At 33.9% G+C, this 15,126-nt stretch carries 14 protein-coding genes; 1 reads left to right on the top strand and 13 read right to left on the bottom strand.

Annotated features, from left to right (window positions below):
* From sufU to C7390_RS00165, 7 genes are all read right to left on the bottom strand, one after another.
* Positions 1–426 carry a Fe-S cluster assembly sulfur transfer protein SufU gene (gene sufU, locus C7390_RS00195; RefSeq protein ID WP_116443379.1) on the bottom strand — a complete coding sequence of 142 codons (426 nt, stop codon included), beginning with the start codon at positions 424–426 and terminating at the stop codon, positions 1–3.
* The gene (locus C7390_RS00190) at positions 416–1,642 is read right to left on the bottom strand and encodes an aminotransferase class V-fold PLP-dependent enzyme (RefSeq protein WP_116443378.1); all 1,227 of its coding nucleotides are present in this window, start codon (positions 1,640–1,642) and stop codon (positions 416–418) included. Before C7390_RS00190 ends, sufU begins: the two co-directional genes overlap by 11 nt.
* A gap of 11 nt (positions 1,643–1,653) precedes the next feature.
* Positions 1,654–2,721, bottom strand: coding sequence for a SufB/SufD family protein (locus C7390_RS00185; protein ID WP_116443377.1), 1,068 nt, complete (start codon positions 2,719–2,721; stop codon positions 1,654–1,656).
* Between the two features lie 35 nt (positions 2,722–2,756).
* Positions 2,757–4,163 carry a Fe-S cluster assembly protein SufB gene (sufB, locus tag C7390_RS00180; protein ID WP_116443376.1) on the bottom strand — a complete coding sequence of 469 codons (1,407 nt, stop codon included), beginning with the start codon at positions 4,161–4,163 and terminating at the stop codon, positions 2,757–2,759.
* A gap of 47 nt (positions 4,164–4,210) precedes the next feature.
* On the bottom strand, positions 4,211–4,960 hold the full coding sequence (gene sufC, locus C7390_RS00175) for a Fe-S cluster assembly ATPase SufC (RefSeq protein ID WP_055174952.1): 750 nt from the start codon (positions 4,958–4,960) through the stop codon (positions 4,211–4,213).
* An 80-nt stretch (positions 4,961–5,040) separates the two neighbouring features.
* A complete protein-coding gene (locus C7390_RS00170; protein WP_022503138.1) occupies positions 5,041–5,484 on the bottom strand; it encodes an RrF2 family transcriptional regulator in 444 nt (147 codons plus the stop codon).
* 62 nt (positions 5,485–5,546) lie between these two features.
* Positions 5,547–6,902, bottom strand: coding sequence for an MATE family efflux transporter (locus C7390_RS00165; protein WP_022503137.1), 1,356 nt, complete (start codon positions 6,900–6,902; stop codon positions 5,547–5,549).
* 260 nt (positions 6,903–7,162) lie between these two features.
* Here C7390_RS00165 and C7390_RS00160 point away from each other — a divergent pair, with 260 nt between their 5' ends.
* Positions 7,163–8,569, top strand: a complete 1,407-nt coding sequence (locus tag C7390_RS00160) for an MATE family efflux transporter (protein ID WP_116443375.1) — start codon at positions 7,163–7,165, stop codon at positions 8,567–8,569.
* Here the strand turns inward: C7390_RS00160 and hcp are convergent.
* The 6 genes from hcp to C7390_RS00130 form a co-directional block, all read right to left on the bottom strand.
* Positions 8,566–10,161 carry a hydroxylamine reductase gene (hcp, locus tag C7390_RS00155; RefSeq protein WP_318255866.1) on the bottom strand — a complete coding sequence of 532 codons (1,596 nt, stop codon included), beginning with the start codon at positions 10,159–10,161 and terminating at the stop codon, positions 8,566–8,568. The genes C7390_RS00160 and hcp overlap by 4 nt on opposite strands.
* 150 nt (positions 10,162–10,311) lie before the next feature.
* Complete coding sequence (locus C7390_RS00150; protein WP_055174955.1) at positions 10,312–10,938, bottom strand: HNH endonuclease; 627 nt, start codon at positions 10,936–10,938, stop codon at positions 10,312–10,314.
* A gap of 84 nt (positions 10,939–11,022) precedes the next feature.
* Positions 11,023–12,342 (bottom strand): sensor histidine kinase, encoded by a 1,320-nt coding sequence (locus C7390_RS00145; protein WP_055174958.1) that lies wholly within the window; start codon positions 12,340–12,342, stop codon positions 11,023–11,025.
* A complete protein-coding gene (locus C7390_RS00140; RefSeq protein WP_055174961.1) occupies positions 12,339–12,992 on the bottom strand; it encodes a response regulator transcription factor in 654 nt (217 codons plus the stop codon). Before C7390_RS00140 ends, C7390_RS00145 begins: the two co-directional genes overlap by 4 nt.
* Positions 12,993–13,088: 96 nt before the next feature.
* Positions 13,089–14,465, bottom strand: a complete 1,377-nt coding sequence (locus C7390_RS00135) for an ABC transporter permease (protein ID WP_055306645.1) — start codon at positions 14,463–14,465, stop codon at positions 13,089–13,091.
* The gene (locus C7390_RS00130) at positions 14,465–15,121 is read right to left on the bottom strand and encodes an ABC transporter ATP-binding protein (RefSeq protein WP_055174967.1); all 657 of its coding nucleotides are present in this window, start codon (positions 15,119–15,121) and stop codon (positions 14,465–14,467) included. Before C7390_RS00130 ends, C7390_RS00135 begins: the two co-directional genes overlap by 1 nt.
* Between the last annotated feature and the right edge of the window lie 5 nt (positions 15,122–15,126).

Below are 15,126 nucleotides of genomic sequence, written 5' to 3'. Positions count from 1 at the left end.
TTACTCCTTATTTAATGCCTCATCTAATGTATGCCAGCCAAGTACAGCACATTTTACTCTTGCAGGCATATGTGATATATCTTTAAGTGCTGATGCCTCGTCTAATTCTTCAATCTCCTCATCGGTTGCTTCACCCTTAATCATCTTAAAGAATAAATCTCCAAGCTTTAAAGCTTCTTCTTTAGTCTTTCCAATTATCATTCCAAGCATAATATCAGCCGATGCCTGGGATACAGCACAGCCATCTCCAACAAAAGCTCCGTCCTTAATAATACCGTCTTCAACCTTAAGCTTAAGCCATATATCATCACCACAGTTAGGATTTACACCCTCAAGGACGATATTGGCATCTTCTAAGTCGTGTTTAAATTCTGGTCTTATATTATGTTCTGTAAGTATTTCATTATAAAAGCCTCTATTCATCATAACCCATTCTCCTTCTTACGTTAAGCACACTCTCAACAAATGCTTCTGCTTCCTTCTCTGTATTATAGAACATAAAGCTTGCTCTTGTCGCATTATTAACTCCAAGAAATGTAAGCAGTGGCTGTGCACAGTGATGCCCAGCCCTTACATCTATTCCGTCAGAAGATAATATCTCGCTTACATCGTGTGGGTGAACCCCATCTATTGTAAATGCTGCTATTCCTGTATGGTTCTTATAATCATCAGAGCCTAATATATGAATGTGCTTATGGTCTTTAAGTCCATTAATTGCAATCTTTGCAAGTCTTTCTTCTTTCTGCTGTATATAATCAAAGCCTATCTCACTAATGTATTTAATTGCTGCTGCAAGACCAACAGCTCCTGCCGCATTTACCGTTCCTGCCTCGAACTTGTGTGGAAGTTCTGCATAAGTTGCACCATCTCTAGTAACTGAATTAATCATCTCACCACCTGTAAGAAATGGCTGCATATTCTTAAGTATGCTTTCCTTACCATAAAGTACACCAATTCCCATAGGTCCCATAAGCTTATGTCCTGAAAACGCAAGAAAATCAGCATCTAAGTCTTTTACATCAATCTTCATATGTGGTGCACTCTGTGCCGCATCAACAACCATAACAGCACCATTATCGTGTGCTATTTTGGCTATCTTTTTAATTGGATTGACACAGCCTAATACATTGGAAACCTGTGCAACTGCAACGATCTTAGTATTAGCATTAATTCCCTCTTTAAGAGTATCATCTTTTAATGCTCCGTCCTTCTCACATTCCAGATATCTTAAAGTTGCACCTGTCACTCTTGCAACCATCTGCCATGGCAGAAGATTGCTGTGGTGTTCCATTATTGAAACTGCTATTTCATCTCCAGCCTTAAGATTATTAATACCATAGCTGTATGCAACAAGGTTAAGGCTTTCTGTTGTATTTCTTGTAAAGATTATCTCTTTATCAGAGTCCGCATTAAGGAACTGTCTTACAACCTCCCTTGCATCCTCATATTCCTTGGTAGCGGCAAGGCTTAATGGATAGAAGCCACGGAGAGGATTGGCATTATTAACCTCATAAAATCTGCTTTCAGCATCAATTACGCACTGTGGCTTCTGTGCTGTTGCCGCATTATCAATATATATAGAAGAATTATTATTAAGAAGTGGAAAATCTTTTCTATAATCTTTCTGCTCTTTAATCTCCATTACTGCCTCCATTACTGCAACACTTCTTCAAGCTGTTTCTCTGCAAGCTTTTCTGTGTCCTCATCTTTAATCTTTCTTATAATAACTTCAATTCTTCCTTTAGTCATTATATCCTCTGCGTTCTTCTTATCAATGCCTCTTGAAGCATAATAGAACAATGTTTCCTCATCGAGCTCACCGATTGTAGCTCCGTGTGAACCATTAACATCTTCCTCTGCACAGAGTATAAGAGGTATTGTCTTATTTCTGACATCTTCGCCAAGTAAAAGTACATTTTCTGTCTCTGCACCAACTGAACCAGAAGAACCATTTTTAAAATCAATAGAACCTCTGAAAAGCTTAGAAGCTTCGTCCTTTAATGCACCATCAACTCTTATCCCGCTGTTAGTCTTCTTTCCAATATGATTAGATATAAGGTTAATATCTATATTCTGCTTCTTAGCTCCAAGGTATCCAATATCTGCTGTAAATGCAGAATTATTGCCTATAAGCTCTGTCCTTATTCCATCATAAAGGCTGCCCCTGCCTACGAATACCTGAACAATCTCAAATGAGGCATTATCTGAAAGCCTGCATCCTGTATCGCTTAATACATCAATGCTTTCTGGCTGCATATATACCTGAATAAGGCGTACCTTGCTGTTAAGACCTGTATCTATAAGTGTTCTTAATGCTACCCTGCCTTCTGTACTGCTCTCACCTTTAAAGTTCTCAATTATTGTAAATGTAACATTATCCTCTACATTAACTATAATCTTTCCTGACTGGCTCTTATCATTGCCATTGACATTAATATATAATGTCTGGCCGTTAGTTTCTTTATCTGCATTTACAAGTAATGTATTAGTTACGCCTGCTTGAAATAACACATCTGCTTCTTTGCCTGCACCTGTAAGAACTGCATTTTCTATATCACTGTAATCTTTAGCATTAACATCTGAACATACATTATCACAGCCTTTTGTATCCATATCACAAGGTACTAAATTATCATCCCATAAAAGACGTGTATCATTCATATTAAGCTGGTACCATGTCTTTGCTGGAAGTGCATTTATTCTATATTCATTATTATTCATAAATTTCTCCATTCCTGCTCATCTTATCAGCACAATTAACCTATACTGCCTTTCATTTCAAGTCTTATGAGATTATTCATTTCAATTGCATATTCAAGTGGAAGCTCCTTAGATACGTTATCTGCAAATCCACTTACGATACAGGCTCTTGCATCTTCCTCTGTCATTCCTCTTGACATAAGATAGAATACTGCTTCATCGCTTATGCTTCCAATCTGTGCTTCGTGTCCGACATCCGCCTTGCTTGTCTTAATATCCATTGCCGGGATTGTATCTGAACGTGATATGCTGTCAAGCATAAGTGACTGACACGATACAGAAGCCTTGGAATTCTCTGCCTTGGAATTAACTATAACTGATGACCTGAATGTACTAATTCCACCATCCTTTGATATTGACTTAGTATTAATATATGAGCTTGTGTTCTTTCCTGTATGGACAACCTTTGCACCTGTATCAAGATTTTGTCCTTTTCCTGCAAATGTAATTCCTGTAAATTCCATTTTAGAATTATCACCCTTAAGAATACTCATAGGATAAAGATATGATACGTGTGAGCCAAATGAGCCTGATACCCACTCAATTGTACCACCTTCCTCAACAATAGCTCTCTTAGTATTAAGGTTATACATATTCTTAGACCAGTTCTCTATAGTTGAATATCTAAGCTTGGCATTCTTTCCTACAAATAGCTCAACACAACCGGCGTGAAGATTGGCTACATTATACTTAGGTGCTGAACACCCCTCTATGAAATGCAAATCAGCTCCCTCATCTACAATAATAAGTGTATGCTCGAACTGTCCGGCTCCCGGTGCATTAAGCCTGAAATATGACTGTAATGGTATCTCAACTGATACTCCCTTTGGAACATATACGAAAGAACCACCAGACCATACTGCACCATGAAGTGCCGCAAACTTATGGTCAGTAGGCTTAACAAGCTTCATAAAATGTGTACGCACCATATCTGCATATTCACCCTTTAACGCACTCTCCATATCTGTATATACAACACCCAGCTCAGCAACTTCCTGTCTTACATTGTGATACACAAGCTCTGAATCGTACTGTGCTCCAACACCAGCAAGTGACTTTCTTTCTGCCTGTGGAATACCAAGCTTTTCAAATGTATCCTTAATGTCTTCTGGTACTTCTGACCATTTAGCTTTCATATTAGTATTAGGTCTTACATAAGTTACTATATTGTCCATATTAAGACCTTCTATAGATGGTCCCCAGTCAGGTACTTTCATATTATTATATATCTGTAATGACTCAAGCCTGAAATTCTGCATCCAAGCAGGGTCATTCTTCTCCTTTGAGAGCTTCTCAACTATCTCAGGAGTAAGACCAGCATTTAACTTATATGTGTCCTTATCATCATTCTTGAAATCATATATGTTTCTATCTATATCATCTACATATGTCTTTTCTTTCATAATTCGATGTAAACTCCTTTCATATATCAACGTATGATTATGGCTGACTATTCTGCTTCGTATTCTGCGAAACCATTTTCATTAATCTTATCAACAAGTGAAGCATCACCTGTGCTTATAATCTTCCCCTCAATCATAACGTGTGTATAATCAACTGATAAAGATTCAAGTATTCTTGTGCTGTGTGTAATTATAAGAAGGCTTCCCTTGCAGGTCTTCTGGTATTCTTCTATACCTGCTGATACAGTCTTTACAGCATCAACATCAAGTCCTGAATCTGTTTCATCAAGAATTGCAAATGATGGCTTTAACATAAGAAGCTGTAATATCTCTGCCTTCTTCTTCTCACCACCTGAAAAGCCTACATTAAGATCTCTCTCTGCATAAGACTTGTCCATAGATAAAAGCTCCATAGTCTTTTCAAGTTCTTTCTTGAATTCCATATATCTTGTTCTCTTGCCGGTCTTTAATTCAAGGGCATTTCTTATAAATGAACTGAGTGTAACACCCGGAACTTCAAGTGGGTTCTGGAATGATAAGAACATTCCTGCTTTAGCTCTCTCATTAACTGGTTCATCAGTAATATTCTTACCGTCAAACCATATCTCACCACTCTTTACTGTATATCTTGGGTTGCCCATTAAAGCATAGCCAAGTGTTGACTTACCTGTTCCATTAGGTCCCATAAGTACATGTGTTTCACCCTTGCCTATTGAAAGATTAACACCATGAAGAATTTCCTTATCTTCTACATCTACATATAAATCTTTAACATTTAATAAATTCTTATCTGACATAATACTCCTCATTTCTGCACACTCATTTAAACGCAGGACTGCTTTGTGCCAAGTGTGCCAGCACAATGCCGCATATATTATCAGGCATTATATGCCGTCTTATTACCCGCCTTATCAATTGCTGTTGCCGCAACATCTGCGAGTGTCATATTATCAAGATAGTTATTAATTACATCTGCAAGTCCCTGCCATATAGGAAGCGTATAGCAGGAAGACGAATGTTCACACATTAAAGTCTCCTCATTAAGACAGGTTACAGGAGCAAGTGTTCCTTCGGTAAGCTTTAATATCTCACCAACGCTGTAATCCTCTGGCTTTCTTGTTAATCTGTAGCCACCGCCGTGTCCGCTTGCTGCTTCTATAAGATTTGCTTTTGATAACATTCTTGTAATTGTCTCGAGATATTTCTTTGACAATTCTTCTTTATCTGATATCTCCTTTAATGGTATATACTCATCACTATGATGAACTGCAAGATATACCATTACTCTTAGGGCATAACGCCCTTTCGATGATATTATCATTTCCTTGCTTCCTTTCTTATTATCATCTTTTTGTATGATATTATACCCATTCGCCTACCGTGTCAATGGGTGAATGTGAAACATTTTCTTCTGACAATATAATAAGCTGTCATCATAGCAATTCCTGTGATTACCCACGATATTGGATATATAATCATAAGCACCCAGAATACGTGTACAACCTTACATACTGTTGATATCCATATAAGTCTTATAACACACGAACCAACACAGGTAATTACCGCTGGAAGCAGTGAATATCCCAGACCTCGCATAGCTCCTGCGCTTATCTCATATACTGCTGTTAATAATTCCAGCGTTGTTGCAATGATAATTCTCTGCCTCGCAAATACAAGAACATCTGCATCGGTCGTATATATACGAAGAAAGAATTCCCTTCCCATAACAAATATACCCGAAAGAATACCACACGATACAAGCGCAAACACTAAAGATATGCGGAATATTTTCTTACATCTGTTATATTCCCCTGCGCCATAATTCTGGCTTGTAAATGTTACTGCCGCCTGAGCGAACGCATTTACAAGGAAATATGCAAAGAATTCATAATTAAGTGCCGCCGCTGAACCTGCAACTGCACTTGAACCAAAGCTGTTAATTGTGCTCTGTATACACACATTGGCTATTGAGAACATCATTCCCTGAAGTCCTGCCGGAATACCTATAACCAATATTTTCTTTAATTCCTTAACAGATATCTTAAGCTGTCTTAATTCCAGCTTTATAGGCTCTGATTCGTGTGTAAGAATATATATAACCATTGAAGAACTTACTATATTAGAAATAACTGTTGCAATCGCAACTCCTGACACACCTAATCTGAACACTATAACAAGCACAAGATTAAGAAGTGTATTAATAACTCCTGCAACAATAAGACAATAAAGAGGTCTTCTGCTGTCGCCCGTACTTCTAAGAATTGATGAGCCAAAGTCATACAGCATAATAAATGGCATACCTAGAAGATAAATTCTAAGATACAACACGGCAAGGTCAATAACATCCTCCGGTGTTCCCATAAGAAGAAGCACAGGTTTTGCTATGAACTGACCTGCAATCATAACAAAAAATCCGCTTATAATGGCAACAAGTATTGCTGTATGTATTGCGGCGTGTATGTTTTTTTCTGATTTCTCTCCTATATAACGAGCAATAACAACATTTGAACCTAATGATATTCCTATAAAAAGATTAATCATAAGTGATATTAAAGAACTGTTGCTTCCAACAGCCGCCAGTGCCTGACTGCTTGCAAATCTTCCGACTACCGCCGTATCAACAGAGTTAAACAACTGCTGTAATATACTGCTTGCCGCAAGTGGAAGAGCAAACAGAAGTATTTTGTTCCATAAAGCTCCACTTGTCATATCTATCGATTTTTTATTAGATACACTCATATATACCTCCTGTGTGTTTAATATATTTAATCATCTGAATACTTAATAGCTTATATATTCTACACCCAAATACAAGTGTGTCAACAATACTTATCAAAAGCACTTTAATAAAATATAATTATTTAACTTCAATTTATCTCTTGTATGTGTTAATTACTGACATACTTATCAATTACGTCAATTACAATTTTATTTTTAATATGTTATACTGTGCGTAGTCAACAAGATATAAATATTAAATATAATGAAAGGAACTTTTTATGAATTCATCTACAACTGACAACCCTCTGGGTTATAAAAAAGAGTCCACTCTTTTAATTAATTTTGCAATTCCCTGCATAATCTCAATGCTGGTAACTGCTCTTTATAATATAGTAGACCAGATATTTATCGGACAGGGTATTGGTATGCTTGGCAATGCTGCAACTAATATTGCATTCCCACTATCAACTACCTGCACTGCTATCTCACTTCTGTTAGGAATAGGAAGTGCTACGAACTTCTCACTTCATCTTGGGGCTGGCGAGAAGCATTTATCAGAAAAATATGCTGGCAACGGAATATTTCTTATGGCTGTATGCGGAACTGCATTGTTCTTAATTACAACAATATTCCTTACGCCTATGCTTAAATTCTTTGGTGCAACTACTGACGTTCTGCCATATGCTAAGGCTTATACAAGAATAACAGCGTTTGGATTTCCATTTCTTATCGCCAACACAGGTATGAGTAAGTTGATACTTGCTGACGGAAATCCACGCTACTCTATGACTTCTATGCTTGTTGGTGCTATTGTGAATACAATATTAGATCCTATATTTATCTTTATATTTAATATGGGAATGACAGGTGCAGCTTTAGCAACTATTACAGGCCAGATTATATCTTTCTGCATAAGCTTAAGATATATGTTCCATTTTAAGAATATTAAACTTAGCGGGGACAGCTTTAATATAAAATGGTGTTACTGCAAGAACATTTTAATACTTGGTGCAAGTGCCTGCTTTAACCAGATTGCTATGACAATTGTCCAGATTGTTATGAATAATACACTGTCCCGCTATGGTGCACAGTCAATCTACGGCGGTGATATTCCACTTGCGTGTGCAGGAATAATAACAAAGGTTAATATGATATTTATGTCCTTTGTAATTGGTATATCACAAGGCACACAGCCGGTTATCGGATTTAACTATGGCGCACGTAAGTACAAACGTGTAAAAAAGACATACCTTTTAGCACTTGAAGCAGCTTCTTTCTTATCACTGATTGCATTTTTCTGTTTTCAGGTATTTCCAAGACAGATTATCAGCGTATTCGGTAACGGAAGTGAGCTTTATTTCCAATTCTCTGAGCGGTATTTCAGAATATATATGTTCCTTACTTTAATTAATGGAATACAGCCGGTTACATCCAACTTCTTTAACTCTATCGGCAAATCGAGCCTTGGCGTATTATTAAGCCTTACACGACAGATATTATTCTTACTTCCGCTCATAGTAATATTCCCAATATTTATGGGAATTGATGGTGTTATGTATGCCGGCCCGATTGCCGATGCCGCAGCCGCAATTGTGTGCGGATATTTCACGATAAGAGAATTAAAAGAGCTTACAGCTAAAGATAAAGCAAGTAATTATCTAACCAAAAAAATCACATATAATTAGTTGCCTAATATTTTCTTTAAATCTTCCTCTGGTGTACTGATAGGTGCTATAGCGTAATTCTCAACAAGTATCTTCAGTACATTAGGTGAGATGAATGCTGGAAGTGTAGGTCCTAAAAGTATATTCTTAATTCCAAGATGAAGGAGTGTAAGAAGTATACATACAGCTTTCTGCTCATACCACGATAAAACCATTGAGAGTGGAAGCTCATTTACTTCACATTCAAATGCTTCTGCTAAAGCAATTGCTACCTTTATCGCACTATAGGCATCATTACACTGTCCCATATCCATAATTCTTGGAAGACCATCAATATCTCCAAGCTCAAGGTCATTAAATCTGTACTTACCACAGGCAAGTGTAAGAATTATAGACTCTGCTGGTGTCTTTTTAACAAATTCTGTATAATAATTACGTCCCGGTCTTGCACCATCACAACCTCCTACTAAGAAGAAATGGCTGATTGACCCATTCTTAACACCTTCTATTACCTTATCAGCAACGGAAAGCACTGCTGAATGTCCGAAACCTGTCATCACATACTCTCCGCCATTAATGCCTGTTCTATGCTGGTCTTCTTTATATCCGCCAAGCTCAAGTGCCTTATTGATTACAGGTGTAAAATCTTTATCTTCCCCGATATGCACCATCTGTGGATATGACACTACCTCTGTTGTAAATACCCTGTCTTCATAGCTTTTCTTAACTGGCATAAGGCAGTTAGTTGTAAATAATACAGCTCCCGGAATTGCATCGAACTCCTTCTGCTGATTCTGCCACGCTGTACCAAAGTTACCCTTTAAATGAGGATATTTATTAAGCTTAGGATATGCGTGTGCTGGAAGCATTTCGCCGTGTGTATATATATTTATTCCTTTATCCTTAGTCTGTTCAAGAAGCAGTTCCAGATCTTTTAAATCGTGTCCTGTTACAACAATAAATGGTCCTTTTTCTACATTCAAAGTAACCTTTACCGGTGAAGGATTTCCATAACTTGTTGTATTAGCCTTATCTAAAAGTTCCATACATTTCAAATTAACTTCACCAACTTCCATAACTACAGGAAGAAGCTGGCTCTCGTCCAAATCAAAGCTTATATATGAAAGAGCCTTGTAGAAGAACTCATTAACTGTATCATCTGTATAGCCTAACACCATTGCGTGGTAAGCATAAGCTGCCATTCCTCTTACTCCAAAAAGGATAAGTGATTTTAATGAACGTATATCAGCATCTGCATTCCATATCTCATTCATATCATAATCATCTGTATTGCCACATCTTGCCTCACAGGCACTACAGCCTGGTGATATAATATTCTTTTCATTATGAACCTTATCAATCATATCCTGTAATGTCTGATTATTAAAATTCACATTAGTTATTGTTGTAAACAGACCTTCGATTATTATTCTGTCTGTATTCTCTGTCTTAGGATTGCTTCCGCAGGTCTTAACAAGTCCTATAAGTGCACCTGTAAGCTCGTCCTGAAGCTTTGCTGTAGAAGCGTCCTTTCCACAGACACCTGCATTACCTGTACAACCTGAACAGCCTGCTGTCTGCTCACACTGAAAACAAAACATTTTATTATCCATATATTTACTCTCCATTATTTAATCTATTTATCCTGGTGCTTCTGCACCCGACACGCTTATTATATTTAATGAAGAAGTGATTTTCTGTTGTTTATACAACATTTTTTCAAATTTATAAACGGAAAATATTATCTAGCATACTGCTAATAGCTATTTTTCAATAAATACATTTTTCCTGTGATATTTTATATACTTTATGTTCTCTTCTGTAATATCTATTTTCATCGTAGGTGTTATATTCATATACATTCTGTTATTATCATCTAACTTTTCAGAAATTAAAATTCTGCCAGTATCATCAAATGAAATATATCCTCTATCAAATAACTTATCGTGATTAGGACACATTAACAGACCATTATGTATATCAAGCTTCTCATTTGCATCACTTATACTCCATGGTTTAATATGACTTGCCACCAATAATTCGTTCATATTAACATTGCACAAACAACATTTTTTATATTTATTTATTAATTTTTCTCTGAACTTGTCCTGATTAATTCTTACCTTGACAACCGCTTCTTTTTCTTTTCCTTCCAATTCCTCTGTGTATTTTTCTATTTCAGTAACTTTATTAATTTTATCTTTTTCATAGTTTTCTATAATCGTCTCTACTTTCCTATCTTCTTCTTCGTTTCCGTACCATATATTAGATTGCCCCAAACCTTTAACAACATATTTTCTATCATTTACGTCCAGCAGCACCACCTTCTCTGCATATATATTATATATATTATAAGTTTTATCTCTTTCTTGCCATAAAGTTTCCTCCATCTCTTTTTTATCTGCTTGTTTTTCAGTAAGCGCTACATAATAAGTCTCTATTTTTTCAATAACTATTGCAAAATTATATCTTGTTTAAGAAAATATTTTAATTTTAAAGATAAAAAATTCTTCATCCTGCAATGCTTTATATTCTATATTGTAATTATTCAGAATATTACTTACAATATACAAGCCTAATCCATTACTATTTTCCTTATTTAAATCAAATTTAACATCAAATATTTCATCCATATTCGAAATTCTATTGTTACCATATGAATTCTCTATATATAACCAATCATCAACTATCCCAATATTAATTACCCCATTTACATCGGTATATTTTATCGCATTACTAATCAAATTAGATAAAATAATCTTTAACGCTGTTTTTCCTATATAAATATTCTCATCTGATATATAATTATTGACGGTTATTTTCTTTTGATTTGCTAATATTTCGTATTTTTTTAATATATCTTCTAGTGTATCATTTATTTTCAAATATTCTTCATCATTATTCAAATTTTCTATAGAATGAACTGATAATATTTGAGAAATATTTTTTGTTAAACTATCAACGATGTCAATACATTCATTAATATAAATATCTCTTTCTTTATATTTTCCAATATTGTATTTCATATTTTCCAGTATTATTTTAAGACTAGCAAGAGGAGTTTTAAGTTCATGGGATGCACCTTTAAAAAAGTCATATTTTAACTTTTCTAATTTTAAAATTTCTTTATTTTTAAATTCCAAATTATCAATTGTTCTTAATAAAGTAGAATACAAATCATTAATTTGTTGTTTTAATTCTCCAACTTCATCATTAGAATTAACTTTTAACCGCGTTTCTTTATCAAGTTCCATCATTTTATCAGTAACAATTTTTATTTCCTGTATATTATTTTTTATTATTTTTGCATAAATTAAAGAAATAATAGCAGAAAATAAAATTGATATAAATAAAGAATATGGTAAAAATTTAATACTTAAATCTTTCGCATCTTTTTGCATATCAGCTGTAGAAACAAATTGTAGATTTATTTTTTCACCATCATTAAGCGTTATTTCTCTTTCTTCAATTATCAAAGAATTACTATCACTTTCTAAATTAACATTTATATCATCTTTGATTTGTATTTCATTTTTATTATTTTTTTCTTTTATAAATGCTTTTATTTCACTACTCTTCGAATAAAGCTCCAAAGTTTGTTCTATGTATTTTATTTCTTTTCCATTCATATTACTAGAAATTTCATTTGCAATATTATGGATCTTTTCTTTTCTTGTCTCCAAATATGTTTTAGGAAAGATAAAATAAACTAATGAATGAACTAATATAATTATTATTGCAAGAACAGAAAATATTTGTATGAACATTTTGGGAAATATCTTTATTTTTTTCATTTTCTCTCCAATTTATATCCTACATTTCTTATAGTAGTTATACAGTCTAATTGTAATTTTTTTCTAAGTTCTTTTATATATACATCTATTACCCGATCATAAGGAATTTCTTCGCTATCTTTCCATACATAATCAATAATTTGCATTCTTGTTAACACCTGTCCATTATTATCCAATAAACATTTTAATACTTCTAGTTCTTTTGCATTTACATCTATCTCTTCTCCATTTATTTTAGCTGTATAGCTATTAAAATTAACTGATAGATTCTTATATTCAAACTTCTCTAAATGTCCATAATTCTTCTTAATTAAAGAATCTATTCTGGCCTTTAAGACCGGCAATGAAAATGGCTTTTCTATATATCCATCTGCCAAATTAGTAAATGCATCGATTTTATATTCTTCATCACTAAATGCAGTCAGGATTAGAATTGGCAAATTGCTTTTCTTTCTAATTTCTTTCAACACTTCTAAACCATTAATAAAAGGTATCTGAATGTCTAAGATAACCAGATTTATATCGCTATTAAATTTTGACAATGCTTCTCTTCCATCTTTAGCTTGAATAACTGTATATCCAAATTCTGAAAGATATTCACTTATCCCCTCTCTTATTATATTATCATCTTCAACGGTTAATATTTTCATGTATACCTCCACTTAAGCATATTCGCTTATATTGTACAGCATATTATTGGGTATTGAAAAGCAAAAAATTTTTGGTGCTTTTCAGCACCAAAAATTTTATTTATTGTCAATTAATAATTCTTTTGGATTCTTTCTTAATATATTGAAAGAAGATATAATCAAAGATACAAGCAGTACTAAACTCATAAATATAACTACATAAATTATGAATTTAGGTAATACATTTATATCTAAACTTGATAATGTCTTGTTAAATCCTTCAGCTTCTGCACCACCACCTAATTGGCTAGATGCAGATTGTCTAGCTATTTGTTTTGCTATATCGCCAGTAACCTTATTCAATATATTATTCCCAAGCTTATCAGCTGTATACCCAGCTAAGAAATAAGAACCAACGAATGCGGGGATTGATATAAATACCATCTCAATTAGGAATTGACCAAAAATTTCTAATTTTGATATACCTAATGATAGTAATACTGCTATTTCTTTCTTTCTGGCATTCATCCATAAGAATAATAATAATGAAACTACAACTCCTGCAAATATTAATGAGCCAACAAATAATTTATTTGAAATTGAGTAGATACCTGATATAGATTGTTGTAATGCAGGGTAATTTGATGAACTTTTAATCAAATTATATGCTCTCCAATTTATATCTAATTTCCCAAGATCTTTTATTACACTATCAAGATTCTTATCACCTTTTACAAAGAATGTTGCATCCTGGTATACAGCTGTATCTTCTGTATTACCATAAACTTTAGCAGCTGTATGAACATCAGTGATTAATGTATTTTCGTATAGTTCTTGTGCTGCACTTACTCCACCGCTATTATGCCCATCGAATAGACCTTTAATTTCTACTTCTACTGTTTCGTCTGCACCTTTCTCATTATCAGCATCAAATAAATTAGATTTTATTTTTATCTTATCTCCAACTTTAAGATTATTTTTTTCAGCCAAATCTTTATGCATTAAGATTTTATTTTTATCTTCATTTTCTAAATGCTTTCCTTCTACTAATTTATATGCTCCTGATACAAATTTTGTTTCTTTTGATGAGTCGTTAACTCCGGTTAACATCACTGTTCTTTTAAAATTCTTCGCTCTTTTAGGCGATTGATTCGCAAGAGTCTCTTTAGTTTCAATAATATCATAATCAACTAAATCTGCAACACTGTTTATTCTTTTTACATAAGAGTCTATACTATCTGTTTGAGATATCTTTTTAATATCTTCACCCTTTACATTTCCTCCACCTCTAGGTGTTCCTGGATTTACCTGTCTATTTATCTCCATAGAAAAACTATTTGTTATATTAGCAAATGTTTCTTTTGAAGCTCTGTCCGTAGCATCTTTAATAGATAAACTTATAAGACTTAAAGTTGACATAGCCAAAATGACTAACATAATAATTATTGATTTTAAGCTTTTTCTAGTTACATAAGCAAATGCATTTTTTATCATTATTCAACCTCCAAATTCATTTTATTTACTTTTTTCAACTTTTTACCACTTAGTTCTAAAATGATATCTGCAGAATCTGCTACTTCCTTACTATGTGTTACAACTATTACACATTTATCTCTATCTTTAGCTAATGTCTTTAATATATTAATTATTTCTCTAGCAGTAACACTATCCAGATTACCAGTAGGCTCATCAGCTAGTATTATTGGAGCATCTGATACCAATGCTCTGGCAATAGCTACTCTTTGCTGCTGTCCACCAGATAATTTCATAACATTTCTTTTTATTTGTTTTTTATCTAAGCCCAGCTCAAACAAGATACCTTCATCTGCTGATTTATTCACCAATCTAATATTTTCAATCGGCGATAAATAATCTATTAAATTATAGTTTTGAAACACTAAAGATATATTATTTTTTCTATGATTACTATATCCTTTCTTTTGTATATCTTCATTCTTAAACAATATTTGTCCTGTTTGAGGTTTATCAAGTCCAGCAAGTAAGGAAAGAAGTGTAGATTTTCCTGCTCCTGACTTTCCTACTATCGCATAAAACTTCCCAAGTTCAAATTTTTGATTTACTCCTGACAAAACTTTTTCTTTAGAATTGGCATAACTATATGATACATTCTTTATTTCTAATATTTCCATAATTT

Source organism: Bacteroides galacturonicus (assembly GCF_003096855.1).
In the GTDB taxonomy this organism is placed as follows: Bacteria; Bacillota; Clostridia; order Lachnospirales; family Lachnospiraceae; genus Lachnospira; species Lachnospira rogosae.
Note: the sequence above shows the minus strand (reverse complement) of the source record. Positions and strands in the feature narration are given on the sequence as shown.